This is a genomic window from Pseudomonas ogarae, assembly GCF_014268695.2.
Taxonomy (GTDB): domain Bacteria; phylum Pseudomonadota; class Gammaproteobacteria; order Pseudomonadales; family Pseudomonadaceae; genus Aquipseudomonas; species Aquipseudomonas kilonensis.
Window position 1 is genome coordinate 1,883,715 of record NZ_CP077086.1, and the last position, 24,966, is coordinate 1,908,680.

Annotated in this window: 26 protein-coding genes; 13 read left to right on the forward strand and 13 right to left on the reverse strand. The window is 61.5% G+C overall.

Annotated elements, in window-relative coordinates:
* Positions 1 to 22: 22 nt before the first annotated feature.
* The 3 genes from rnd (at position 23) to HU749_RS08430 (ending at position 2,505) form a co-directional block, all read left to right on the forward strand.
* Positions 23 to 1,156 carry a ribonuclease D gene (rnd, locus tag HU749_RS08420; protein ID WP_046062919.1) on the forward strand — a complete coding sequence of 378 codons (1,134 nt, stop codon included), beginning with the start codon at positions 23 to 25 and terminating at the stop codon, positions 1,154 to 1,156.
* Entirely contained in the window at positions 1,153 to 1,446 is a 294-nt protein-coding gene (locus HU749_RS08425) for a YcgL domain-containing protein (RefSeq protein ID WP_014337057.1), read from the forward strand. The genes rnd and HU749_RS08425 overlap by 4 nt, the downstream gene beginning before the upstream one ends.
* 126 nt (positions 1,447 to 1,572) lie before the next feature.
* Positions 1,573 to 2,505 carry a D-2-hydroxyacid dehydrogenase gene (locus HU749_RS08430; protein ID WP_014337058.1) on the forward strand — a complete coding sequence of 311 codons (933 nt, stop codon included), beginning with the start codon at positions 1,573 to 1,575 and terminating at the stop codon, positions 2,503 to 2,505.
* A gap of 71 nt (positions 2,506 to 2,576) precedes the next feature.
* Here HU749_RS08430 and HU749_RS08435 read toward each other — a convergent pair whose 3' ends face one another.
* Positions 2,577 to 3,170, reverse strand: a complete 594-nt coding sequence (locus tag HU749_RS08435) for a nitroreductase family protein (protein ID WP_046062921.1) — start codon at positions 3,168 to 3,170, stop codon at positions 2,577 to 2,579.
* 159 nt (positions 3,171 to 3,329) lie between these two features.
* On the opposite strand from HU749_RS08435, the gene HU749_RS08440 reads away from it, so the two are divergent.
* Both HU749_RS08440 and HU749_RS08445 read left to right on the forward strand, forming a co-directional pair.
* On the forward strand, positions 3,330 to 3,779 hold the full coding sequence (locus HU749_RS08440) for a YcgN family cysteine cluster protein (RefSeq protein ID WP_014337060.1): 450 nt from the start codon (positions 3,330 to 3,332) through the stop codon (positions 3,777 to 3,779).
* Between the two features lie 32 nt (positions 3,780 to 3,811).
* Entirely contained in the window at positions 3,812 to 5,041 is a 1,230-nt protein-coding gene (locus HU749_RS08445) for a M61 family metallopeptidase (protein ID WP_079303481.1), read from the forward strand.
* A gap of 122 nt (positions 5,042 to 5,163) precedes the next feature.
* On the opposite strand, the gene HU749_RS08450 is transcribed toward HU749_RS08445, so the two are convergent.
* Both HU749_RS08450 and HU749_RS08455 read right to left on the reverse strand, forming a co-directional pair.
* The gene (locus HU749_RS08450) at positions 5,164 to 5,541 is read right to left on the reverse strand and encodes a YgaP family membrane protein (protein WP_079303480.1); all 378 of its coding nucleotides are present in this window, start codon (positions 5,539 to 5,541) and stop codon (positions 5,164 to 5,166) included.
* Between the two features lie 77 nt (positions 5,542 to 5,618).
* Positions 5,619 to 6,089, reverse strand: a complete 471-nt coding sequence (locus HU749_RS08455) for an RNA methyltransferase (protein ID WP_003198862.1) — start codon at positions 6,087 to 6,089, stop codon at positions 5,619 to 5,621.
* Positions 6,090 to 6,330: 241 nt separating this feature from the next.
* Here HU749_RS08455 and HU749_RS08460 point away from each other — a divergent pair, with 241 nt between their 5' ends.
* Positions 6,331 to 6,663: a DUF2790 domain-containing protein gene (locus HU749_RS08460; protein WP_079305156.1), complete on the forward strand. Its 333-nt coding sequence runs from the start codon at positions 6,331 to 6,333 to the stop codon at positions 6,661 to 6,663.
* Between the two features lie 71 nt (positions 6,664 to 6,734).
* Here HU749_RS08460 and HU749_RS08465 read toward each other — a convergent pair whose 3' ends face one another.
* The 4 genes from HU749_RS08465 to HU749_RS08480 form a co-directional block, all read right to left on the reverse strand.
* On the reverse strand, positions 6,735 to 8,894 hold the full coding sequence (locus HU749_RS08465; RefSeq protein ID WP_186649649.1) for a copper-transporting P-type ATPase: 2,160 nt from the start codon (positions 8,892 to 8,894) through the stop codon (positions 6,735 to 6,737).
* Between the two features lie 2 nt (positions 8,895 to 8,896).
* A complete protein-coding gene (locus tag HU749_RS08470; protein WP_046062925.1) occupies positions 8,897 to 9,157 on the reverse strand; it encodes a DUF2933 domain-containing protein in 261 nt (86 codons plus the stop codon).
* A 305-nt stretch (positions 9,158 to 9,462) separates the two neighbouring features.
* On the reverse strand, positions 9,463 to 9,837 hold the full coding sequence (locus tag HU749_RS08475) for a YajD family HNH nuclease (protein ID WP_003184246.1): 375 nt from the start codon (positions 9,835 to 9,837) through the stop codon (positions 9,463 to 9,465).
* Positions 9,838 to 9,885: 48 nt separating this feature from the next.
* On the reverse strand, positions 9,886 to 10,572 hold the full coding sequence (locus tag HU749_RS08480) for a spermidine synthase (RefSeq protein ID WP_079305160.1): 687 nt from the start codon (positions 10,570 to 10,572) through the stop codon (positions 9,886 to 9,888).
* A 73-nt stretch (positions 10,573 to 10,645) separates the two neighbouring features.
* Here HU749_RS08480 and HU749_RS08485 point away from each other — a divergent pair, with 73 nt between their 5' ends.
* Complete coding sequence (locus HU749_RS08485; protein WP_186649651.1) at positions 10,646 to 10,933, forward strand: hypothetical protein; 288 nt, start codon at positions 10,646 to 10,648, stop codon at positions 10,931 to 10,933.
* 121 nt (positions 10,934 to 11,054) lie between these two features.
* Here HU749_RS08485 and HU749_RS08490 read toward each other — a convergent pair whose 3' ends face one another.
* Both HU749_RS08490 and HU749_RS08495 read right to left on the reverse strand, forming a co-directional pair.
* Positions 11,055 to 11,528 carry a cyclic nucleotide-binding domain-containing protein gene (locus tag HU749_RS08490; protein ID WP_014337065.1) on the reverse strand — a complete coding sequence of 158 codons (474 nt, stop codon included), beginning with the start codon at positions 11,526 to 11,528 and terminating at the stop codon, positions 11,055 to 11,057.
* A gap of 251 nt (positions 11,529 to 11,779) precedes the next feature.
* The gene (locus HU749_RS08495) at positions 11,780 to 13,834 is read right to left on the reverse strand and encodes a S9 family peptidase (protein WP_079305164.1); all 2,055 of its coding nucleotides are present in this window, start codon (positions 13,832 to 13,834) and stop codon (positions 11,780 to 11,782) included.
* Between the two features lie 135 nt (positions 13,835 to 13,969).
* On the opposite strand from HU749_RS08495, the gene HU749_RS08500 reads away from it, so the two are divergent.
* Genes HU749_RS08500 through HU749_RS08510 form a run of 3 tightly spaced genes read left to right on the forward strand, consistent with a single transcriptional unit; the run spans position 13,970 to position 15,831 of the window.
* Positions 13,970 to 14,467 carry a hypothetical protein gene (locus tag HU749_RS08500; RefSeq protein WP_014337067.1) on the forward strand — a complete coding sequence of 166 codons (498 nt, stop codon included), beginning with the start codon at positions 13,970 to 13,972 and terminating at the stop codon, positions 14,465 to 14,467.
* Between the two features lie 32 nt (positions 14,468 to 14,499).
* Positions 14,500 to 15,276, forward strand: a complete 777-nt coding sequence (locus HU749_RS08505) for a class II glutamine amidotransferase (protein WP_014337068.1) — start codon at positions 14,500 to 14,502, stop codon at positions 15,274 to 15,276.
* Between the two features lie 12 nt (positions 15,277 to 15,288).
* A complete protein-coding gene (locus HU749_RS08510; protein WP_014337069.1) occupies positions 15,289 to 15,831 on the forward strand; it encodes a DUF2937 family protein in 543 nt (180 codons plus the stop codon).
* Positions 15,832 to 15,956: 125 nt separating this feature from the next.
* On the opposite strand, the gene HU749_RS08515 is transcribed toward HU749_RS08510, so the two are convergent.
* From HU749_RS08515 to HU749_RS08525, 3 genes are all read right to left on the reverse strand, one after another.
* The gene (locus HU749_RS08515) at positions 15,957 to 17,135 is read right to left on the reverse strand and encodes a vWA domain-containing protein (RefSeq protein ID WP_003198888.1); all 1,179 of its coding nucleotides are present in this window, start codon (positions 17,133 to 17,135) and stop codon (positions 15,957 to 15,959) included.
* A 34-nt stretch (positions 17,136 to 17,169) separates the two neighbouring features.
* Complete coding sequence (locus tag HU749_RS08520; protein ID WP_024618564.1) at positions 17,170 to 18,015, reverse strand: AAA family ATPase; 846 nt, start codon at positions 18,013 to 18,015, stop codon at positions 17,170 to 17,172.
* 288 nt (positions 18,016 to 18,303) lie between these two features.
* Positions 18,304 to 19,380, reverse strand: a complete 1,077-nt coding sequence (locus HU749_RS08525; RefSeq protein ID WP_079305166.1) for a DUF748 domain-containing protein — start codon at positions 19,378 to 19,380, stop codon at positions 18,304 to 18,306.
* A gap of 147 nt (positions 19,381 to 19,527) precedes the next feature.
* Between HU749_RS08525 and cysK the strand changes: the two genes are divergently transcribed.
* Positions 19,528 to 20,502, forward strand: coding sequence for a cysteine synthase A (gene cysK, locus HU749_RS08530; protein WP_014337073.1), 975 nt, complete (start codon positions 19,528 to 19,530; stop codon positions 20,500 to 20,502).
* Positions 20,503 to 21,077: 575 nt separating this feature from the next.
* Positions 21,078 to 21,941, forward strand: a complete 864-nt coding sequence (locus HU749_RS08535; protein WP_018607563.1) for a DMT family transporter — start codon at positions 21,078 to 21,080, stop codon at positions 21,939 to 21,941.
* A 121-nt stretch (positions 21,942 to 22,062) separates the two neighbouring features.
* Here the strand turns inward: HU749_RS08535 and HU749_RS08540 are convergent, their stop codons facing one another.
* Positions 22,063 to 22,971 carry a DMT family transporter gene (locus HU749_RS08540; protein ID WP_186649653.1) on the reverse strand — a complete coding sequence of 303 codons (909 nt, stop codon included), beginning with the start codon at positions 22,969 to 22,971 and terminating at the stop codon, positions 22,063 to 22,065.
* A gap of 130 nt (positions 22,972 to 23,101) precedes the next feature.
* Between HU749_RS08540 and aceK the strand changes: the two genes are divergently transcribed.
* Positions 23,102 to 24,823, forward strand: coding sequence for a bifunctional isocitrate dehydrogenase kinase/phosphatase (gene aceK, locus HU749_RS08545; RefSeq protein ID WP_079305170.1), 1,722 nt, complete (start codon positions 23,102 to 23,104; stop codon positions 24,821 to 24,823).
* The last annotated feature ends 143 nt before the right edge of the window (positions 24,824 to 24,966 follow it).

Genomic DNA, 24,966 nt, shown 5'->3' on the forward strand with positions numbered 1-24,966 from the left:
CCATTCTTCAAGGGAGAGCCGTGTGGCCATCGATATTCACTGGATTCGCGACAACGATAGCCTCGGTCAGTTTTGCGCCGAGTGGCAGCAGTTGCCATTCGTCGCCCTCGACACCGAATTCATGCGGGTCGACACCTTTTACCCTATTGCTGGTTTATTGCAGATCGGCGACGGCAAGCGTGCCTACCTGATCGACCCCTTGACCATCGACAATTGGCAACCCTTGGCCGCACTGCTGGAAAACCCGGCGGTGCTCAAGGTGTTGCACGCCTGCAGCGAAGACCTTGAAGTGCTGCTGCGCCTGACTGGCAGCCTGCCTGCGCCGCTGTTCGATACTCAATTGGCTGCTGCCTACCTGAACCTGGGTTTTTCCATGGGCTATTCGCGGTTGGTGCAGGAAGTGCTGGGTATCGAGTTGCCCAAGGGCGAGACCCGTTCCGACTGGTTGCAACGGCCCCTGTCCGAGACGCAGATCAGCTACGCGGCAGAGGATGCCGTGCATCTGGCAGAGGTTTTCGTACTGCTGCGCCCGAAGCTTTCCGACGAAAAATACCGCTGGGTCCTGGAGGACGGCGCCGAACTGGTGGCGAACCTGCGTCGCGAAGTCGACCCGTACGAGGTCTACCGCGAGGCCAAGCTCGCCTGGAAACTGTCCCGCGCCCAATTGGCCGTGCTGCGCGAGCTGTGCGCCTGGCGCGAGCACGAGGCGCGGGCCCGTGACCTGCCGCGCAATCGCATCATCCGCGAGCATTCGCTGTGGCCCCTGGCCCGCACTCAGCCGGATAACCTCGGCGCTCTGGCGAAGATCGAAGACATGCACCCGCGCACCGTGCGCCAGGACGGCCAGTTTCTGCTGGACCTGATCCAGCGCGCCGCCAACGTGCCGCCCGAGCAATGGCCGCCGGCGGTGGCCGAGCCGTTGCCCATCGAGGCCGCGGCGCTGGTCAAGCGTCTGCGGGCGCTGGGGCAGGCTGAAGCCGAGCGCCTGGAAATTGCCCCGGAGCTGATGCTGCGCAAGAAAACCCTCGAAGCGCTGATCAAGAGCGGCTTCCCCGAGGGCCCTTACCAATTACCCGATTCGCTGCGTGGCTGGCGCCGCGAATTGATGGGCCAGGCGCTGCTCGACAGCCTGGTCACCGTGGGAGAACAGCCTTGAAACGTATCTGCTCCATCTACCGAAGCTCGAAGAAAAACGAGATGTACCTGTATGTGCTCAAGAGCGATGCCTTGGAGCGTGTACCTGAGCCGTTGATGGCCGCCTTTGGCAAGGCGATCCATGCCTTCGACCTGGTGCTGAGCCCCGAGCGGGCGCTGTCCCGGGAAGACATCAACAAAGTGCTGGAAAATCTCGATACCCAGGGCTATCACTTGCAGATGCCGCCGGCCGAAGATGAGTACATCGAGCATTTGCCCGAAGAGTTGCTACGCCGCAACGACCCGATCTGACGATTCCCTGGGCCCCCTGTCCTGGGGGCTCTTGAAACACACTGGAATAGTTTATTGGCGATGACCGCCTGGATGGAGCGACACTCTGTCGGCGGTTGTCTGCACTGTTTTTGAAAGGTTTGATTCATGCGCGTTCTGATTGCCGAACACGACCACCCGGTGTACGCCCAGCTTTTGCGTCAGGCGGCACCCGATATTGAAGTGCTGACCAGCGGCGACTCCGCCGAACTGTCGCGCCTGGCCACCGATTGCCCGGTCTGGCTCGGTCAGCCTGATCTGCTGGCCACCCTGTTGCGTCAAGGCCATAGACCCAGCTGGCTGCAATCGACTTGGGCGGGCATCACGCCGTTGCTGGCCGAGGGCTTGACGCGCAATTACCGCCTGACCCGTGCGGTGGGCATTTTCGGCCAGGTGATGGCCGAGTATGTGCTGACCTACATGCTCGGTCATGAGCGCGAGGTGCTGGCACGGCTGGTCAGCCAGGTCGAGCGCAAGTGGGACAACCGCCAGGGGCAAGGCCTGGCCGGGCGCAAGGTGTTGATCGTCGGGACCGGTGACATTGGCCAGCGTGTGGCGCAGTTCCTCGTGCCGTTTGGTGTGCAGCTGTATGGCGTTGCCAGCGAGGCGCGGGCGTTGGCGCCGTTCCTCGAGGTCGGGGCGCTGAAGGATCTGCCGCGCCTGGTGGGCGAGGCGGATTACGTGATCAATTTGCTGCCCAACACCCCCGATACCCATGATGTGTACGACGCGGCGCTGTTCAAGCAATTCAAGCCGACCGGGTTGTTCATCAACGTCGGTCGCGGCGTAGCGGTGGTGGATGCGGACCTGGTGCAGGCCCTGAAGGACGGGCACCTGGCCGGTGCGGTGATCGACGTCTGCCGCCAGGAGCCACTGCCGCAGCGCCACCCCTTCTGGACCGCCTGGGGCCTGCTGCTCACTGGCCACAGCTCGGCACCGACCTCGCCACCGATGATGGTGCAGTTGTTCCTGGAAAACCTGCGGGCCTACCAGGCGGGCGACGCGCTGCGCGGTGAAGTGGACTTCAGCCGGGGATACTGAAGCTAACCCCAATCAAACTGTGGGAGCGAGCTTGCTCCCACAGTGGTTATTTCAGTGATCACAAAACAGGATTACAGGCTGAAATCGCCTTCTGCCACCAGTTCGCTCAACGGCCGGCGCGGGCTTGGGGTTTCGCGGGCCTGAAGGTATTCGGCCAGTGTCGATTTGTCCCCCAGCTTGCCAATCGCCACGGCGGCGTGCAGAGCGTAGCCTTCCGGGATCTTCAGTTCCTTGCGGGTCAACTCCTGGTCGAAACCGGCCATGCCGTGGGTATGCCAGCCGCTGAGGCTGGCTTGCAGCGCCAGGTGGCCCCAGGCCGCTCCGGTGTCGAAGGTGTGGCTCTGTGCTGGGGTTTCTTCGGTGGCGCCGGGTACGGCGAAGGTGGTTTTCGAAACAATGATCACCAGTGCCGAGGCCTGTTGGGCCCAGCTGCGGTTGAATTCATTGAGCAGGCCCAGGAAACGCTCCCAATTCGGCGTGTCGCGGCGCGCATACAGAAAACGCCATGGCTGGGAGTTGTACGCCGACGGTGCCCAGCGTGCGGCCTCGAAGAAGCCCAGCAGGGTTTCTTCGGCAATGGTCTCGCCGGTAAAGGCGCGGGGCGACCATCGCTCGATGAATTGAGGGTGAATCGCGTAATCGGCAATGCGGGGATTGGCACTCATGGGCTTACCTGGCTGGGGTTTGGAAAGTCAATGAAACAACCTACGTCCCGCCGGTCGGGCTGACAAGTCCGGCCTACCGACAGTCGCCAATGCTTGGCCTGAAGAGGCCCGGGTACTAGACTGTCGGCCTTTTCACCACCTGATGTTGATGCTTGAGCCATGGCCGCCAAAGTCGAACCGTTCTGGATACGCAAAACCCTCGATCAGCTCGACCTGCAGGAGTGGGAATCGTTGTGCGATGGCTGTGGCCTGTGCTGCCTGCAAAAGCTCGAAGACGAAGACGACAACAGCGTCTACTACACACGTATCGCCTGCAAACTGCTGGACCTGAAAACCTGCCAGTGCACCGACTACCCCAACCGCCGCGACTTTGTCCCCGATTGCATCCAGCTCACACCGGGCAAGGCCGATGAGTTCAAGTGGCTGCCGCCGACTTGCGGTTATCGGCTGGTCAGCGAGGGCAAGGACTTGCCGTTGTGGCACCACTTGGTCTGCGGTGATCGCGATGCCGTGCACCACGAACGTATTTCCCAGTCCGGGCGCATGCTGGCTGAAGGCAGCGTGCCGGAAGACGATTGGGAAGATCATCTGATTTTCCGCGCCGGCTGAACCGCCGGGCGGCGCACCACCAGGGAGACCCCATGGCTGCAGGATTGAAACGGATGCTGGCGGCCGGGCTGCTGGCGGTGTGCGCGCCGCTGTGGGCGGCGCAGAAAGTCGACCTGGATTATCACGTGCATCTGTTGCCCCAGAGCGATCAGGCCGAGGTGCGCCTGACCCTGGCCCGGGGTTCGGCGGTGCGCAGCCTGGATTTCGACCTCGGCGACGGCAGCCGCTACAGCGATTTCAAGGCCGATGGTCAATGGCAGCTCACCCCCGGCAAGGCGGCGCGAGGTGTCTGGCGCCCGGCCGCCGACAAGGCCAGCCTGAGCTACCGCGTACGCATCAGCCATGCGCGCAAGAACGCCACCTTCGAAACCCGCATGACCCCGACATGGGCGTTGCTGCGCGGCGACGATCTGGTGCCGTCGGCCAAGCTCGACCAGCAGGACGGTGTCGAACTGGTGGCCCGTCTTGAAGTTGAATTGCCCGCTGGCTGGAAAAGCATCGAGACCCCCTGGCCGCGCATCGGCAAGCAACGCTTTCGCATCGACAATCCCTCGCGGTTGTTCGACCGCCCCACGGGCTGGATGCTCGCCGGCAAACTGGGCAGCCGCCGTACACGCCTGGGCGAAACCGAAGTGACGGTGGCCTCGCCTCAGGGCCAGGGCATGCGCCGGATGGATGTGCTGACATTGCTGACGTTCGTCTGGCCGCAGGTGCAAGCGCTGGTGCCGCGCCATCCGGCCAAGTTGCTGATTGTCGGCGCCGGTGATCCGTTGTGGCGTGGCGCCCAGGCCGGCCATGACTCGATCTACCTGCACAGCCGACCGCCGCTGGTCAGCGAGCGGGGCAATAGCCCATTGTTGCGGGAGTTGGTGCAGGCGCTGGCCAGGGTCAATGATCATGATCGTAGCGACTGGATCAGCGAGGGGCTGACCGAGTACTACGCCATCGAACTGCTGCGCCGCGCCGGCGGCCTGAGTGATGAGCGCTATCAGACCTTGAACGACCGGCTCGCCCGCGACAGCAAGGGCGTCACGACCTTGCGCGGCGAACAGCTCAGCTCGGCGGCGGTGGCCAAGGCGGTGTTGCTGTTGCAGGAACTGGATCGCGAGATTCGCCTGAAAACCCGCAACAAGCGTTCGCTGGATGATGTGTTGCAGGCGGCGATGCGACTGGAGACAGTTGATACCGAGGAGTTTGTGCAACTCAGTGAAAGTGTCCTGGATGGGGCTTCTACTGTGCTGGATACCAAGTTAATTCAGTAATACCGCTATCGCGGGCAAGCCTTGCTCCCACAGGATTGAGTCGTACCAAATATCTCACCCGGCGAAGATCCAGTGTGGGAGCAAGGCTTGCCCGCGATGAGGCCATCAGCCTCACCACAAAATCAGAGCCCAACCTTCGGCGAACCCAACGAATCATTCCCCGTCACCGTAGCCGTGCCAGTCGCCGCCTCGGCATTGGCCTTCAGGCGGCTCAGTTCGTCACCGGCCTGCTCGATGCGGGCGCGGGCGCTGTTCAGATTCTGGCGATTCTTTTCCAGCAGGCTCTTGGCCGAGCAATGCCCGGTGATCCCCCGCGCCAGCGCCATGCCGCCGATCGCCAGTTGAGCCAGGCCGACCACACCGCCACGGCGCAAGCCCTTGCCCATCATCAGCACACCGCCGGCCAGTGAGCCAATGCGTTCCCAACCATGCACGTTTTGCGGCGGATGGGATTGGAAAGGGGTGGTCTCAATCGGCTCGAACGGATTGTTATCGCTCATGATCTGTCTCCAGTGTGGGGATTGGTATAAAACTGACTGCCCGAGCGCTTGCCTTGTTCAATCCAATTGCGCACCGATCAGCGGAATTGCGGCCCTGAGCGGGTGTTGTTGCCTTTGGCCATGCGGTCATACAGCACGACGTTGACGGTGGCGGCCAGATTCATGCAACCGGTGGTGGGTATGTACACCACGTCCTCGCACCAGTCGCGAATGTCCTTGTCGAGCGAGCCGTCTTCCGGGCCGAAAATGTACAGCGCCCGGTCCGGGTGGGTGTATTCGGGCAGCGGGCGAGCACCTTCCACCAGTTCCACGGCCACAGGCACACAGCCCAGGGGCAGGATTTTCTTCAGGTCGTCGATACCGATCAGCGGGATGTCGTAGTGGACTTTCTTGGTGTCGGTGACGAAGTCGGCGGCACGCTCATAGCGCTTGCCGGTGTAGAACACCGACGCCACGCCGTAGCAGCCGGCGGCACGCATGACCGAACCGACGTTTTCCGGTGACTTGGGGTTGAACAGACCGATGCAGCTATAGCGTTTGTTGGCCACGGGCGGGGTGCCTTTGGGGAAAAGGCGCGATTATACGGGGAATGGGGGAGGGTGGTCAGTTTCGAGATGTGTGGTGTTTGTTTGATCGCCATCGCGAGCAAGCTCGCTCCCACATTGGACTTGTGGGGGGGGATGGTCGGTTACCTGTTCACGAACCTGACCAATCGGTAACGTCCCCGCCAGCGTCGTGAAAGGCACCAGTCGTTATGGTTTGCCTGACAAATGACTGCTGGAGTTCCTCATGAAGACCCTTGATGCCTTGCTCGCCGTTTCGATCCTGTCCCTTTCTTCCCTTACCTTGGCGGAAGGCGGAGGTGACCGGGTTTATGGCCAGATGATCCAGAACAATCAACAAGCCATGGCGCGATACGCCGCCGAAAACGACAAAGCCGTCGCCGAAATCGTTCATTACGAATACGGCATGAAGCTCGATGTAAAAAAAGTGGTGAGCATTACACCGGCCAATAAAGGCTGTGGTGTCGGACCGTCGCGCATGACTTACGAAGACTCGAACGGCAAGCTCAATACCCTGGAATACAGGCTCCTGGGTGATAACTGTCCGAATGGCGGCTGATTACCGTCTCGTTTGTTCTCCTTTGGTTTTGAGACGGTCAGGCGCCCTGGTGGCGCCTGTTTTTGTGCGGATTATTGTGCTGGCGTGTTACGCAACCGCAAGGCATTGAACACCACCGACGCCGAACTCACGCTCATGGCGATGGCGGCAATCATGGGCGAGAGCAAGTGACCGGTGAGGGGATACAGCAGGCCGGCTGCCAACGGAATACCCATCGAGTTATAGAGGAAGGCAAAGCCGAGGTTCTGGCGCATGTTTCTAACGGTTGCCACCGAAAGGGTGCGGGCTCGCAAGATGCCCATCAAATCGCCTTTTACCAAGGTCAGTTGGGCGCTGTTCATCGCTACGTCCGTACCTGTCCCCATCGCAATGCCGACGTTCGCTCGAGCCAGGGCGGGAGCATCGTTTATTCCGTCACCCGCCATCGCAACCTGGCGGCCATCGTGCTGCAGGTCCGCCACCAGGCGCTCCTTGTCCTCGGGTTTGACTTCGCCATGGACCTCTTCAATGCCCATCTCCCTGGCCACGGCGCGAGCAGTGGTGAGGCCGTCGCCGGTGGCCATGATGATTTTTATGTTGTGAGCCTTGAGCTGGCTGACCGCTTCCCTGGAGGTCGGCTTGATCGGGTCCGAGACGGCCAGCAGCCCGGCCAGCGCACCGTCGATGGCCATGTAGATAATGCTGATGCCTTGCGCGCGTAGCTGCTCGGCCTGTTGTTGCAATGGGCTGACGCTGATATTGGCGGCGTTCATCAGGGCGGTATTGCCCAAGTGGACCTGTTTGCCGTCCACCTGGCCACTGACACCGATGCCGCTGCCGGATTCAAATGAAGCCGGCTTGATCAGTTCAAGGTGCTCGGATCGTGCGTGATCGACGATGGCGTGGGCCAGGGGATGCTCGCTGCCCTGGTCGAGACTGGCGGCCAACAGCAGCACCTGGCGGTCGTCGAAGCCCTGGGTGGCTTTCACGCTGTGAAAGGCCGGGCGTCCTTCGGTCAGGGTGCCGGTCTTATCGACGATCAGCGTGTCGATCTTGCACAAGTTCTCGATGGCGCTGGCGTCCCGGAAAAGCACGCCCAGGCTGGCAGCCTTGCCGGTAGACACCATGATCGACATGGGGGTGGCGAGCCCCAGCGCACAGGGGCAGGCAATGATCAGCACGGCGACGGCATTGATCAGCCCGAAGACCCAGCCAGGTTCGGGACCTAACAGCCCCCAGCCGAAAAAGGTCAGCACGGCGATGGCAATCACGCCCATGACGAAATAACCCGCGATCACGTCGGCCATGCGCTGCATAGGGGCTTTCGAGCGTTGGGCCCGGGCGACCATCTGAACAATTTGCGCCAGGACGGTCTCGGCGCCGACCTTCTGCGCCGTCATCACCAAGCTGCCGTGGGTGTTGATCGTGGCGCCGATCAGGCTGTCCCCGGCGCGTTTGATCACCGGAACCGGCTCGCCGGTGAGCATCGACTCGTCAACGGCACTTTCACCTTCGAGCACCGTACCATCGACCGGGACCTTTTCACCGGGCCTGATCCGCAGGTGGTCACCCTGATGGACGTGGGGCAGGGGGATGTCTTGTTCCTGGCCATCGGCATTGATCCGGCGCGCGGTCTTGGGTGACAGCCCCAGCAGCGACTTGATGGCGGCCGACGTCTGCGAGCGAGCCTTGAGCTCCAGCATCTGCCCCAGCAAGGTGAGGGAGATGATCACCGCAGCGGCTTCAAAGTAGACGCCGATCCGCCCCTCTTGCATGAACGTGGCGGGAAATCCTCCAGGCCAAAACGTGGCGGCGACACTGTAGAGATAGGCCGCCGCGGTGCCCAGGCCAATCAGGGTCCACATGTTCGGGCTACGCTGGCGAACGGACGCCACTCCCCGCACAAAAAACGGCCAGCCTGCCCACAGGACCACGGGTGTCGCGAGGAAAAACTCGACGAGATTTTGCGTTTCACCGTGAAACAGCGACAAGGCGTGCCCCGCCATGGCGAGCACGGTGACGATCACCGTCAACGGCAGGGACCACCAGAAGCGGCGGGTGAAGTCCTTGAGTTCTGGATTGTCCTCTTCTTCCAGCGCGGGCATCACCGGTTCCAGCGTCATGCCGCACTTGGGGCAGGTGCCGGGGCCGGGTTGGCGTATTTCCGGGTGCATGGGGCAGGTGTATTCAGTCGCCATGTTGCCGCTGGGGGCTGAAGTACTGTGGTGAAGGTGCATTGGAGTGTCGGGCATGGCTAGGGGCCTTCCTGATCCCTGCGGTTGACGGGTGGTTCGCCATGTCGTCCATGACCGCCATGGCCGTGTCCGTGCCCGTGCCCGAAGATATGCATCAAGGGACATATCAGGAGAATCAGGTACGGCCAATTCGCCGCGATGTGGCTGAAGTGTTCTCGCGCCAGATAGAAGAGGCCAATGGCCAACAACATGATCAATACAATGCCGGTCTTGCCCCGCCAGAATGGCGTTGCGCCAGTTGGGGGTTGATGAGTGTTCATGGTGTCGCTCCTTCAGGCCGGGCGAGCCACCGCCACCGATAACCACAGCATAGGCAGGGAGGGCTTTGGCAGATTGATATTCATCAACCTTGGCTTACTTCACCTGCAAATGAGGGAAGTAGCGGGCATGCTAAAGGTGCGAGGCTGTCAGCGACCTGACGGGGGCATTGCAGATTTGTCAGCGGGGCCATGAAAGCGGCCTAGGCAGCCGCTCCACAGTCGAGTAAGCCATTTTGGGCGAGGGGATTTGATCCGTGGAGCAACACTTTGCAGCGCACGATAAACCCGCTCGCCACAACGGCTAATTACTCGTCCTTCTTCATCAACCCGGCCAGCGCGGCGAAGGGGTTGTGGGTCGCCTTGGCGATTTTCGGGGTGCTCAGGGAGCCGTCGCCGAAGTATTGCTGGTCGGTGTAGCGCGAATGTTCGTTGTCGTGGCAGTACAGGCACAGCAGTTCCCAGTTGGAACCGTCCTGCGGGTTGTTGTCGTGGTTATGGTCGCGGTGGTGAACGGTCAGTTCGCTCAGGCGTTTGCCGGAAAACTCACGGGCGCAGCGACCACAGACATGGGGGTACATTTTCAGGGCTTTGTCGCGGTAGCCCATCTCCCGGTCGCGCTGGGCATCGGCGAGGATGCGGTCCAGCTTGGCGGTGTTGGACGGTGGCGTTGACGAACTCATGGGTTCACCTTTGTAAAAAAGACTGATGACGGTTGGGCACAGTTTAGCTCAGCCCTTGAGCTTCTCGGCAATCCAGATGGTATGGCGGGTGCCTTTGTTGCCATGGGCGAACACTTGCACCTCTTCGGCCTTGAAACCGGCTTTCTTCAGCTTGTCGGAAAACTGCCGGTCAGCGCTGGCCGACCACACCGCCAGCACGCCCTTGGGCCGCAGGGCCTTGGCGCAGGCGGCCAGGCCTCCAGCCGAATACAGCCAACTGTTGGCTTTCTGGGTCAGGCCTTCCGGGCCGTTGTCGACATCGAGCATGATCGCGTCGAAACCCTGGGGTTCGGCTTGCAGCACCTTGGCCACGTCTTCCATGCGGATCACCGTGCGCGGGTCCGACAGCGGCCGCCCGGCCTTTTCACCCAATGGGCCATGGTTCCACTCCACCACGCCGGGCACCAGTTCAGCCACCACCACTTCGGCGGTCTTGCCCAGGTGCTTGAGGGCCGAGGCGAGGGTGAACCCCATGCCGAGGCCGCCGATCAGCACGCGCGAGCCAGGACGACCGGCCACCTTGCGGCAAGGAATCTCTGCCAAGGCGTCTTCGGAGCCGTGCATGCGGGTGTTCATCAACTGTCCGCCGTCACCGCCCTGGATCTTGATGACGAAGTCTTCGCCGTACTCGAACAGGCACAGGGCACCGCCGTTATCAGGGATGGGCGTGGTGTCGAGCAGAACGAAACGTTTCATGGAAATCTCGTAGGAGGGCAGACCGGCGCGGTAACGACTAGCCTTAGAGCAGACAATAGCCACGGAGCCATTGATGAAGTGCATCATTCTAACGGCCATTGCCCTGGCGGCGCTCTCAATAAGTTGCGCCCAGGCTCAACAACCGACGATTCCGGTTAACCCGCCGAGCATCCCCGGGTCGCCTGGCACCGCCACTCCCATGCCCTATCCGCCGGTCACGCCCAACGGTGTGCCCAAGACTGGCACCGGAAGCGGTGGGCCGCCGTTGCTGCCACCGATCGAAATGCCCAAGCCGCCCAAGGACCAACCGATACCGGGCATGGAACCCAAACCGGTGAAGGCCAAGTCGCCGGGGGGGTAGACCTGAAGCCCGTCGGTGAAAGAACTGAATGGTAAAAAACTATGGGTTCGGGCATTGCGGTGGACTCTGTGGGAGCAAAGCTTGCTCCCACAGGTTCTGTGTTTCAACTGACAGAGGGAGGTCAGACCTGCTGCGACAACAACTGCCCATCGGCCATGCGCAGGCGCTTGGACAGGGAGACGGCGAGGGCGCGGATGATCTTGGCGGCGATCTTCGGGGCGTCGTTGAGCATTTTTTCCAGGGAATCCTTGCCCAGGTTCAGCAACTGGCAATCACTGGCGGCGATGCAACTGGCCGAGCGCCGTTCGCCGTCGAGCACGGCCATTTCGCCGAATGCCCGGCCACTGCGCAGCGTGGCGATGGTCACGGGTTGGCCGTCGGGGCCGGTTTTCTGCACGGCCACCTGGCCGGTGTGGATGATGCACATGAAGCTACCGGCATCGCCCTCGCGGAAAATTGCTTCGCCCTCGGCGATGGCGCTGATGCTGAAATAGCCCGACGCCGCGGCGAAGTCGACAGGCAACAACTGGTCGAACAGACCGCAGTCCATCAGCCAGTCGCGGATTTCTTTGTTCAGTAAGGTCGGTTCTGACATGTTGGCACGGTCTTTTTCTTGTGTTTGTTGCAGGTTCAGTTTGGCCCGGGTGTAAGCAGACCTCTGGGACAGGCTTTTATCTTTTGTGGGAGCAAGGCTTGCCCGCGATACAGGCGACTCAGTTCTGTCTGTCAGATCAAGCCGATGCCATCGCGGGCAAGCCTTGCTCCCACAAAGCCTTTCCCACATTGGGCTGTGTTACAGCAAGGCCCGGCGCATGGAGCTAAGACCCGGCCATCCCACAGAGTTCCTCAGACCATCCCCAAAACCTTCAAGACAAATGCATATTCGAGCGCTACGTCACGCAATCCCTGGTAGCGCCCGCTCATTCCACCGTGGCCGGCGCCCAGTTCGGTCTTGAGCAGCAGAGGGTTGTCGTCGGTCTTGGTGGCCCGCAATTTCGCCACCCACTTGGCCGCTTCCCAGTACTGCACACGGCTGTCGTTGTAACCGGCGATCACCAGCAGCGCCGGGTACGCCTGGGCGCTGACGTTTTCGTACGGGGCGTAGGCCCGGATCCGGTCATAAACGTCCGGCTCCTCTGGATTGCCCCATTCGTCGTATTCGGTGACGGTCAGCGGCAGGTCGGGGTCGAGCATGGTGTTGAGCACATCGACGAACGGCACCTCGGCAATCGCGACCTTGAACAGCTCCGGGCGTTGATTGAGCACTGCACCGATCAGCAGGCCACCGGCACTGCCGCCACTGATCGCCAGTTGCTCGGCGGTGGTGAAACCGTTGGCGATCAAGTGCTCGGCACAGGCGATGAAATCGCCGAACGTGTTGTGCTTGTGTTCCTGTTTGCCGGCGCGATACCAGGCTTCCCCCAGCTCACCGCCGCCCCGCACATGGGCGATGGCAAACGCCACGCCGCGGTCGAGCAGGCTCAGCCGCGCATGGGAAAACCACGGGTCGAGGCTCTCGCCGTAGGCACCGTAGCCGTACAGGTACAGCGGTACCGGCTGGCCGAGGGCTTCGCGCTTGACCACCAGGCTGATGGGCACCTGGGTACCGTCCGCTGCCGTCGCCCAGAGCCGCTGGCTGACGTAGGCATCGGCGTCGAACGGCCCCAGCACCGGAGTTTGCTTGAGCACGACCTGTACGCCGCTGGCCAGGTCCAACTGACGGATCTGCGCCGGACGGTTCAGGGCCTCGTAGCGCAGGCGGATGCGATCGCTGACGAATTCCAGGCTGTTCTGCACATGCAGGCTGTAGGCCGCATCCGGCAGTTGCACCCGATACGCTGGCAAGCCCTGTGGATGCACCTCGATGATCGGCAAGCCGCCCTCACGCAGGCTCAAGGTCATGGCTCCGGCGTTCAGGCTCAGGCCGTCGATCATCACCGTGTCGCTGTGGGGGATCAGGTTCTGCCAGTCAGCTTCGGTCGGCGCCACGCCCGTGTCGGCAGCCTGGTACAGGGCGAAGTTGATCCCGTCGCGGTTGCTGCGGATCAACCAGGTCCATTGGCCATCGAGCAGGCCGTGGTCGACGTCGTATTCGTGGTTTTCCCGGCGTGGCGCCAGGCAGGTGAAAGGTTGTTGCGGCTGCGCAGCGTCCAGCACCCAGATCTCACTGGTGGTCTTGCTACCGAGGGACAGGATCAACTGCTTTTCTGAGCTGGAACGGTAGCAATGCAGGAAAAAACGCCCGTCCGGCTCATGGAATACTTCTTCGGCGGCCGTGCCATCCAGGCGATAGCGCCAGAGTTTGTGCGGGCGATGGGTGTCGTCCAATTCGCCAAAAAACAGCGTCAGGCTGTCGTTGGCCCAGGTCATGCTGCCGTCGCAATCGGTGAAGGACAGTTCGCTGACCTTGTCGTTGGACAATTCCTTCACGAACAGGGTGTAGATCTCGTCGCCCGTGGTGTCCAGGCTATAGGCCAGGCGCTGGTGGTCGGGGCTGATGCTGAAAGCGCCCAGGGAAAAGAAGCCACCGCCAGCCAGCACGTTCGGGTCCAGCAGCAGTTGTTCGCGGCTTTCATCCACGCTCAGGCTATCGTCGGCCGGACGCGGGCAGCGGTAGTGGCGCGGGTATTCGTCACCAGCCGTGGTACGGGTGTAATACAGGTACGGGCCCCAGGGCGAGGGCAGTGACAGGTCGGTCTCGAGGATCCGGCCCTTGATCTCCTGGAACAGGGTTTCGCGCAGTTCGGCCTGGTCGGCGAGTTGCGCCTCCTGGTAGCTGTTTTCCGCCTTGAGGTAGTCGAGCACGGCGTCGGTGTCGCGTTCCTGCAGCCAGGCGTACGGGTCAACACCGGCGTCCCTGCGGGCAATCGGGGCGTTGGAAACGTGGGCAGATAGGGACATGAAAGGCTCTCGAACGTTATACGAAAAGGGACACATGGCCTGGACAAAACCCACTACACAGGCCATTCGCCAGACGCCGGGGCAGCCTGACGCGCGAAAAGCCGTTACTATAAGCGTCTCTTTGCCTGCCTTGCCATGGACACCATGACCGAGAACGACTATCTGATCGCCTGGGGCCTCTACGCCTTCGCCGCCCTGGGCTGCCTGCTGGTGTGGATGCGCATGACCCGCTGGATGTGGCGCTGGTTGCGCGAACCGCTGCGCTTGTTGATGGCGGTGTTGCTGTTCAGCCCCACCGTCGTCGACCCGGTGAAGGACAAGGTTGCCCCGGCCTTGGCCATTGTCGCCCTGGACGTCATGTTCAAGGTCGGCAACAACGTCTGGCGGGCGGCTTCCGATCTGCTCATGTACGGCATGATCGCCTTCGGCCTCTACTTGATTTTAGTGCTGATCCGCTTCCCCATCGAGCGCGCCGCCAACGCTCGCAAGGAACGGGCTGCCGCCGCAAAAGCCGCCGCTGCGGCCGATGAGCCGGAGGACGAACCACCGTTCGGCGTGGCCGGTGATGACCGTTATGGTCGCCCGCCCGTGCCGAGCAACCCCCAGCGTTCGCGTATCGAACCGCGCCTGTAACCGGGCCTGCCCCTTGAAGCGAGAGTTCGAGCATGTGTGAGTTATTGGGCATGAGCGCCAATGTGCCGACCGACATCGTGTTCAGCTTCACCGGGCTGATGCAGCGCGGCGGCAAGACCGGGCCGCACCGGGACGGTTGGGGTATCGCCTTCTATGAGGGCCGTGGCCTGCGTCTGTTCCAGGATCCGGCCGCCAGCAGCGAATCGGAAGTGGCGAACCTGGTGCAGCGCTATCCGATCAAGAGCGAAGTGGTGATCGGGCATATTCGCCAGGCCAACGTCGGCAAAGTCTGCCTGTCCAACACCCACCCGTTTGTGCGTGAGTTGTGGGGCCGCAACTGGTGTTTTGCCCACAACGGCCAGCTCGCCGATTTCCAGCCGGGGGTGAGCTTCTACCGCCCGGTGGGCGATACCGACAGCGAAGCGGCCTTCTGCGATCTGCTCAACCGCGTGCGCCAGGCCTTCCCCGAACCGGTGGAGGTGGAACAATTGCTACCGGCGTTGATCGAGGCCTGCGCTGAATACCGCAGCAAAGGCGTATTCAACTGCCTGCTCAGCGATGGCGACTGGCTGTTCTGCTATTGCTCGACCAAACTGGCCCAGATCACCCGTCGTGCGCCGTTCGGCCCGGCTCGCCTCAAGGATGTGGATGTGATTGTCGATTTCCAGGCTGAAACCACGCCCAACGACGTGGTCACGGTGATCGCCACCGAGCCCTTGACCGAAAATGAAACCTGGACCCGCTACGAACCGGGCCAATGGAGCCTGTGGCGACGCGGCGAATGCGTCAGCCACGGCCGGACCGAATAAGGACGTCACGCTATGTTGCTCAGTTATCTACGTCTGGTGTTGTTCGCGGTGGGCCTGTTGGTTGGGGTCCAGGTGCCGGGCTTCATCAGTGATTATGCCAAGCGGGTCGAGGCGCACCTGATCGAGGCGCAGACCGGCCTGCAAGGCTTCCAGGGCACCGCCAACCAGTTCTTCAAGGGCGACATGCAGGCCCTGGTGGCCCATTACCGTGCCAGCGAAGACCCGATCTTTCGCAGCGATGCCGACAGCCTGAACACTTTGCTCGTGCGCCAGCAGGCCCTGGACAAGCAGTTCCAGGCGATGCAAGGCCCGTGGTACATCCGCTTGCTGCAAGTGGCGCTGGCCGCCGACCCGGACATTCGCAAGGAAACCTGGAACGGCTACAGCTACCAGATCCTGCTGACCCCCGAGGCCATGGTCTGGGGCATCAGCGGTGCGATGTTGCTGTCGTTCGGCCTGGAATGCCTGTTCCGCCTGATCGACTGGGTGGTGCTGGGCGGCAAGCGCCTGCGCCAGGGCCGGCCGATTGAAGAGCGCGACCTGCGCGGGCTGTAACACCGCTGGGCAAAAGGCTCTTGTGGGAGGTAGCAAGCCCCCTCCCACAGGGGATCTCGAGTGTGACGAAGATCCAGTGTGGGAGCGAGCCTGCTCGCGATGAGGCCCTGAAGGACGCCAAAAACTTACTTGGAAAGAAACCGCATCCCTTCCTCCAACCCCCGCAAGGTCAGCGGATACATCCGGTCTTCCACCAACTCGCGCACGATGTTGGTCGAGGCGGTATAGCCCCAGGTGTCCTTGGGGTACGGATTGATCCAGATGAGCTTCTTGTATTTCTCCATGAAGCGCTGCATCCACACATAACCGGCTTCTTCGTTCCAGTGTTCGACGCTGCCGCCGGCCTGGGTAATTTCATAGGGCGCCATGGCGGCGTCACCGATGAAGATCACTTTGTAGTCGGCACCGTACTTGTGCAGCAAGTCCTGGGTCGAGGTGCGCTCCGACGTGCGGCGCAGGTTGTTCTTCCACACCGATTCGTAGACGAAGTTGTGGAAGTAGAAGTACTCCAGGTGCTTGAACTCGGTCTTGCAGGCCGAGAACAGTTCTTCGCAGATCTTCACGTGGGCATCCATCGAGCCACCGATGTCGAACAGCAGCAACAACTTGACGGTGTTGCGTCGTTCCGGGCGCATCTGGATGTTCAAAAGGCCGGCGTCCCGGGCGGTGTGGTCGATGGTGCCGTCGATGTCCAGTTCTTCGGCCGCACCCTGGCGGGCGAACTTGCGCAGGCGGCGCAGGGCGATCTTGATGTTGCGGGTGCCCAATTCCACCTGGTCGTCGAGGTTCTTGTATTCGCGCTGGTCCCAGACCTTCACGGCCTTGCCCTGGCGCTTGCCGGCGTCGCCAACCCGGATGCCTTCGGGGTTGAAGCCGCCGGAGCCGAACGGGCTGGTTCCGCCGGTGCCGATCCACTTGTTGCCGCCGGCATGGCGTTCCTTCTGTTCTTCCAGGCGTTTCTTGAATTCTTCGATCAGCTTGTCCAGGCCACCCAGGGACTGGATCTGCGCCCGCTCTTCGTCGGTCAGCGAACGCTCGAACTCCTTGCGCAACCAGTCTTCGGGAATCAGCGCCTGGAGGTGATCGTCGAGTTTCTCCAGGCCGTTGAAGTAGGCGGCGAACGCCCGGTCGAACTTGTCGAAATGCCGTTCGTCCTTTACCAGGATCGCCCGGGACAGGTAATAGAATTCGTCCATGTCGGCGAAGATCACCCGCTGTTTCAGCGCGTTGATCAGGTCCAGCAGTTCGCGCACCGACACGGGCACCTTGGCGGCGCGCATCTCATTGAACAGGTTAAGCAGCATGGCAATCGCCCTCGCTCTTGTTAGACGAAGAGGATCAGCGAGTGCCGCGACGGCTCATGAACGCCAGGCGCTCGAGCAATTGCACGTCCTGTTCGTTCTTGACCAGGGCGCCGGCCAGCGGCGGGATGGCCTTGGTCGGATCACGCTCGCGCAGCACCGCTTCGCCGATGTTGTCGGCCATTAGCAGCTTGAGCCAGTCCACCAGTTCGGAAGTGGAAGGTTTTTTCTTCAGGCCCGGCACCTTGCGCACATCGAAGAACACGTCCAGCGCTTCGCTGACCAGGTCCTTCTTGATGTCCGGGTAATGCACGTCGACGATTTTCTGCAGGGTGACGCGGTCGGGAAAGGCGATGTAGTGGAAGAAGCAGCGGCGCAGGAACGCGTCCGGCAGTTCCTTTTCGTTGTTGGAGGTAATGATGATGATCGGCCGTTTCTTGGCCTTGATGGTTTCGTCGGTCTCGTAGACGTAGAACTCCATCTTGTCGAGTTCCTGCAGCAGGTCGTTGGGGAACTCGATGTCGGCCTTGTCGATTTCGTCGATCAGCAGAATGACTCGCTCCTCGGACTCGAACGCTTCCCAGAGCTTGCCCTTCTTCAGGTAGTTGCGCACGTCGTGGACCTTGTCCACGCCCAGCTGCGAGTCCCGCAGGCGACTGACCGCGTCGTACTCGTAGAGGCCCTGGTGGGCCTTGGTGGTGGACTTGATGTGCCAGGTAATCAGGCGCGCGCCAAAGGATTCGGCCAGTTGTTCGGCCAGCATGGTCTTGCCGGTGCCCGGCTCGCCCTTGACCAGCAATGGTCGCTCCAGGGTGATGGCGGCGTTCACGGCCAGTTTCAGGTCATCGGTGGCCACGTAGGCGCTGGTGCCTTCGAACTTCATTCTGCAATTCCTCGAACGGTGTCGCCGGCCTGACGAGGCGGGGCGCGGGAAATAAATATCGTGCCCGACTATAACGCGGCGCCCCGCCGACTGTGAACGCAGACGCTGTATTCAGTCTCTGAATGGGGCGTCACATGTTGACTCAGTCTCGGCTATCACCCTATGGGGCATCATCACCCCTGTGGCGAGGGAGCTTGCTCCCGCTGGGCTGCGAAGCAGCCCAAAAAGCCTGCAAGCGCTGCGCACTTGAGCGGGAGCAAGCTCCCTCGCCACAAAAAGCCGCAAACCCTAGTCGGTCGATGGCGGTGGCTGCTCATAACGGGCATTGAAAGCCTGGACGAAACCGTTGCGCAAAATCTGCAGGAAGGCTTCGAAGGCACTGATGTCCTGCTGGTGAACATTGCCGCTGAGTTCCACCCGGGTGGCGAACTGGTTCTTGCGCTGGTTCTTGAGGGCCGTTTCACCCGTGCCCACCAAGGCTTCCCAGACCGAGCGGAAGATGTTCTTGTTCTGGTTCTCCACGTCCTGCTGCCAGTCGAACACATCGACATCACGCAGCAGCGGCTTGATGTAGCCGCTGAGCCTGGCGTTGTCGGCTTCGGCCTCGATCACCAGGTCGCCGTGGCCAGCATTGAAATCGAATTTGCCATAGGCCGCGGCGAAATCGTTCAGGCGCTTGAGTTCGATGTTCCTGGCCCGCAGACGGAAATCGAAATCTTCGAAATTGCTCAAGGGGTCGAAGGTGGCCTGCATCTCAAGGGGCGCGTGTTCGGCCACCAGGGCCTTGCCTTCGAAACGGGCGTCGCGCCTGCCTTTGGTGTCGACCACGTTGGTCAGGTTGTAGAAGCTGGCGTTGACGTCGGTGGCCCGCAGGTTGACCGGTGGCTTGGAGTTGAAATTGCGAAAGGTGACCTTGCCGTCCCTGATGCGCACTTCGTTGAAGGTGATGGGCAGCAGTTTGCTCAACTGCTCGCGCCAGTTGGTGCCCTGGCCGGTCTGGGAATTCTGGCGGTTGGCGCCGCCGTCGACGAAGTTCACTTCGGCGCGGGCGAATTCAACCTCGGCGACCACTGCATGGTCGTACCACAGCGAGTGCCAGCTCACAGACAGGTCCACCAGCGGTGCGCTGACGAACGGCACCGGGACCTTGCCATCGACCTTGACGATTTCCAGGCCATTGATCCGGTAGGCACCGCGCCACAGGGCCAGGTCCACGTCGGTGATCCGGCCGCGATAATCGCCCATGTTGGCCAGTTTTTCGTTCAGGTAGTCGCGTACCAGGTAAGGCAAGGCTAAATGCAGGGCCACCAGCACCGCGGCGATGGCGGCGAAAACCCACAGCGGCCAGCGGTATCGACGCTTCATGTCAGTCAGTCTCCAGCGTTTGTTGAGGGAGCGCCTTCTAATGCCATTGACTGTCGCAACAACGGGAACGTTCGGTGCAACTGGACGCCCATGGGCAACAGGCATACCTTTAAAGGCTTACATTCCCGCTGCATCAAGGACCCAGCCATGAGCCGTATATTCGCTGACAACGCCCATTCCATCGGTAATACGCCACTGGTACAGATCAACCGCATTGCCCCGCGCGGCGTGACCATCCTGGCCAAGATCGAGGGGCGCAACCCAGGGTATTCGGTCAAGTGCCGGATCGGCGCGAACATGATCTGGGACGCCGAAAGCTCGGGCAAACTCAAGCCGGGCATGACGATTGTCGAACCGACTTCGGGCAACACCGGGATCGGCCTGGCGTTCGTCGCCGCCGCCCGTGGCTACAAGCTGATGCTGACCATGCCCGCTTCCATGAGCATCGAGCGGCGCAAGGTGCTCAAGGCCCTGGGCGCGGAGCTGGTGCTCACCGAACCGGCAAAGGGCATGAAGGGAGCCATCGAGAAAGCCACCGAGATCCTGGCCAGCGATCCGGCCAAATACTTCATGCCGCAGCAGTTCGATAACCCGGCGAACCCGGCGATCCACGAAAAAACCACCGGCCCGGAAATCTGGAACGACACCGACGGCGCGGTGGATGTGCTGGTAGCGGGTGTGGGCACCGGCGGAACCATCACTGGGGTATCGCGGTATATCAAGAACACCTGTGGCAAACCGATCCTGTCGGTGGCGGTCGAGCCTGAGGTTTCGCCGGTGATTACCCAGGCGATGGCGGGCCAGGAGATCAAGCCCAGCCCCCACAAGATCCAGGGGATCGGCGCCGGATTCGTGCCGAAGAACCTCGATCTGTCGATCGTTGACCAGGTCGAGCGGGTCACTGACGACGAGTCCAAGGCCATGGCCCTGCGCTTGATGCAGGAGGAGGGCATTCTCTGCGGGATCTCTTGTGGCGCGGCGATGGCCGTGGCCGTGCGCCTGGCAGAGAAACCGGAAATGCAGGGCAAGACCATCGTCGTGATCCTGCCGGATTCGGGCGAGCGCTACCTGTCGAGCATGTTGTTCAGTGATCTGTTTACCGAGCAGGAGATTCAGCAGTAACCGTGAATTCACAGTCGTAGCGAGAACGCTTTTGTGGCGAGGGAGCTTGCTCCCGCTGGCGTGCGGAGCGCGCCCGTGCGATTTGGCGACCCGCGTTAAACTCCGGGCGCCTGCTTCGCAGTCGAGCGGGAGCAAGCTCCCTCGCCACAAAAAAACAGAGAATGTTGCGTCTGACGGTTGCGGCCGGTGTTGGCGGTGGCGGTGCTGACGGCGCTTGGCCATTGGTTGTTCGTTTAAACATTGCGTAGTCCATCGAGCGCTGGTTATAGTCTGCGCTCTTCGGGTTTTCGAACCCCCTTCAAGAGATCGGCTCATGCCTGCATCCCCTGTCATCGCGGTCGTGGTTCCAGCGTTCAACGCTGGCGTCGTGCCGTGTGGGAACCAGCAGCCTGCGCAGATCGGTCAATACCCCCCACCTGTCAGTAGCTCATCGGTGTACGCCTTCGTATCACCGCCGGGTGTTGGCATTCAGGGCTGATCGGCAACGGTTGCCATCCCCTGTGCCCGCCTGAAAAAAAACTACTGGACTTCAGCTTCGGCTGAGTTGGCTTTTTGCCTGACTACAGGTGGTATCCATGTTTTCCCTTTCCAAAAACGCCTTGTTGGCGGCGGCTTCCACGAGCCTGTTCGTTTTGTTGTGGAGCAGCGGGGCGATCTTTTCCAAGCTGGGTCTGGCCCACGCTTCACCCTTCGCCTTTTTGCTGATCCGTTTTGCCATCGCGCTGTCGGCGCTGGTGCTGTTGATTCCGTTGCTCAAATTCAAGCTGCCCAAGACTGGCAAGCCGATGTTGTACGCGGCGACCACCGGGATGGTGCTGTTGGGCGCCTACCAGATCTTTTATCTGCTGGCGCTGCAAATGAGTGTCACGCCGGGGGTCATGGCAACGCTGATGGGCGTGCAACCAATCCTGACCGTGGTGCTCATGGAACGTCAGCGTTCCTGGTCGCGGATGTTCGGCCTGGCGCTGGGTTTGGTCGGGCTGGTGATGGTGGTGTACCAGGGCATCGGCCTGGCCGGTATGTCCCTGGCCGGGATGCTCTGCGGGTTGCTGGCACTGGTGAGCATGACGGCCGGTTCCATCATGCAGAAGCGCATCACCGACAACCCACTGGGCACGCTGCCGGTGCAGTACCTGGCCGGGCTGGTGCTGTGCGCGGTGTTCGTGCCGTTCCAGCCGTTTCATTTCGAGTACAGCACAGGGTTCTTCGTGCCGGTGTTGTGGATGGGGCTGGTGGTGTCGGTGCTGGCGACGTTGCTGCTGTATCGACTGATCGCCCGCGGCAACCTGGTGAATGTCACCAGCCTGTTCTACCTGGTGCCGGCGGTGACGGCGATCATGGACTACCTGGTGTTTGGCAACCGGCTGGCGTTGTTGAGCTTGCTGGGGATGGTGCTGATCATCGTGGGGTTGGTGTTTGTGTTTCGTAAAAGTCGCTGAGTTTTGGCTGCTCGCTGACTGAACAACCGCCATCGCGGGCAAGCCAAGCTCCCACAGGTTATGTGTAGTCCTTGTGGGAGCAAGGCTTGCCCGCGATGGCATATTCGGCTACACCGATGAGCTACCGGGCAGACACCTCGGCCGGTTTCACCCCCCCTGGCTTGAGCACCAACCACAACGCCGCCGCAATCAACACCCCACCATACAGATGCGCCATCCCCAACGGCTCATCCAGCAGCAACGCGCCCCACAGCACGCCGAACGGCGGGATCAGGAAGGTCACCGTCATCGATTTGACCGGGCCGATGGAACTGAGCAGGCGGAAATAAAGAATGTACGCCAGCGCAGTACACACCAGGCCCAGCCCCAGCAGTGACAACCAGACGCTCCAACCACCCCAGCTGGCCGGTGGCTGGCTGATGACGCTGTAGCCAAACAGCGGCAGCAAGAACACCGTGGCGCCGAACATGCTGCCCAGGGCCGAGAGACGGCTGTCCAGGCCCCCTTGCTGATCGAGCCAGCGACGGGTGAGGAATCCGGCAAAGCCATAGCAGGTGGTGGCCAGCAGGCAGGCGAGGGCGCCCATCAGCAATTGCAGGTCGAACGCCACCGGGCCGGCGCGGGTCAGGATGCCGACGCCGAACAGGCCCAGGCAGACACCGCTAACCTTGGCTGGGGTGAGTTTTTCGCTGAAGAACAAACCGCCGATCAGCACCCCCATCAACGGCGTGGTGGCGTTGAAGATCGCCGAGTAACCGGCCGGCAGCACCTGGGCCGCCAGCGAATAGAACGTGGCCGGAATGCCGGAGTTGATCAGGCCCAGCCCCATCACGACCTTGAGCTTGCCGCGAAAATTCCAGTCGACGCGCATCAGGGCCAGGATCACCAGCAGCCCGACGAAGGCGATGGACACGCGAAAAAATGCCGTGGGGATGGTGCCAATGACGGGGGCGATAATGCGCATGAACAGGAAACTGGCGCCCCAGATGGCGGCCAGTGACAGTAAACGCAGGATATCGACGAGGCTCACGAGTCATTCCTTCCTTGATTGGGCGGCAAGTGTCGCCGTCCTGAATAGCGATGGCAATGGTTGCGTTGGCGCGTGATTGGCCTCTAAGCTCAGTCGCCAATAACAAGCATGACCCGCCGAGGTTTACCCTATGCCGCAGCCATGGCCCGCCATCGAAATCGCCCGTTCGATCCTCGACGGCTTCGACGATTATCGTGAGCATTTCCGGCAGATCACCGATGGCGCCCGCGCCCGGTTCGAACAGGCCTTGTGGCTGGAGGCGCAAGCGGCTTCGGCGGCGCGCATCAACTTGTATGAAGAAAAAGTCTTCGAAACCGTCGCCAGGCTGCACAACGCCTTCGATGACGAAACCCTGATGGACGTGAGCTGCTGGCCGCTGGTCAAGAGCGCCTACATCAGCCTGATCGACCTGCGCTTCGACGATGAGCTGTCGGAAACCTGGTACAACTCGATCTTCTGCGGGCTGTTCAGCCACGACCTGATCAGCGACGGCACCATGTTCATCCACACCACCCGGCCCAGCCTGCGCCGGGCTCGCGCCGCCCAGACCCGCACCTACAAGCCCCAGGGGCAGTTGGACCGGATGCTGGCGAGCGTGTTCGCCGATTACCGTTTCAGCGAGAACTACGCCGATCTGCCGGGTGACCTGCAGCGCCTCGAAGCGCAGTTGCGCGAGAACCTGCCCGACTGGGTCTGCAAGGACCCGGAGCTGACGGTGGAGTTGTTTTCTTCAGTGCTTTATCGCAACAAGGGCGCCTACCTGGTGGGCCGGATCTACACCCGCGAGGACCAGTGGCCGCTGGTGATCCCGCTGTTGCACCGCGAGGGCCGGGGTATCCAGATCGATGCGCTGATCACCGACGAGGCGCAGGTGTCGATCATCTTCTCGTTCACCCGCTCGTACTTCATGGTGGACGTGCCGGTGCCGGCGGAATTCATCGGCTTTCTCAAGCGCATCCTGCCAGGCAAGCACATCGCCGAGTTGTACACCTCCATCGGTTTCTACAAGCACGGCAAGTCCGAGTTCTACCGGGCACTGATCAACCACCTGGCGAACACCGACGACCAGTTCATCATGGCCCCGGGTGTGCGTGGCATGGTCATGAGCGTGTTCACCCTGCCGGGCTTCAACACGGTGTTCAAGATCATCAAGGACCGTTTCTCGCCGTCGAAAAACGTCGACCGGGCCACGGTGATCGAGAAATACCGACTGGTGAAAAGCGTCGACCGGGTCGGGCGCATGGCCGATACCCAGGAGTTCGCCGATTTCCGCTTTCCCCTGAGCAAATTCGAGCCGGCGTGCCTGGAGGAACTGCTGGAAGTGGCGCCGTCCACGGTGTCGGTGGAAGGCGACACGGTGCTGATTCGCCACTGCTGGACCGAACGCCGGATGACGCCGCTGAACCTGTATCTGGAAAACGCCAACCCGGACCAGGTGCGCGAGGCGCTGGAAGACTATGGCCTGGCCATCAAGCAACTGGCGGCGGCCAATATCTTCCCCGGCGACATGCTGCTCAAGAACTTCGGCGTGACCCGCCACGGCCGCGTGGTGTTCTACGACTACGATGAAATCTGCTTCCTGACCGAAGCCAACTTCCGCCACATCCCCCAGCCCCGCACACCGGAAGACGAAATGGCTTCTGAGCCCTGGTATTCCATCGGCCCGCTGGACGTCTTCCCCGAAGAGTTCCCGCCGTTCCTGTTCGCCGACGCCGGGCAGCGCAAGCTGTTCGACCAGTTGCACGGCGAGTTGTACAACGCCGATTACTGGAAAGGCCTGCAAGAGGCGATCCGGGCGGGGAAGGTGATCGATGTGTTCCCGTATCGGCGCAAGGACCTGGACAACGAATAACCCGGCAAGAGCCCTCAAAAAAACTGTGGGAGCAAAGCTTGCCCGCGATGAAGATGACGCGGTCTCCCGGGGGACCGAGGCGCCTGTATCGCGAGCAAGCTTTGCTCCCACAGGTTTATTTGTGCGCAAATCTGCGACAATCG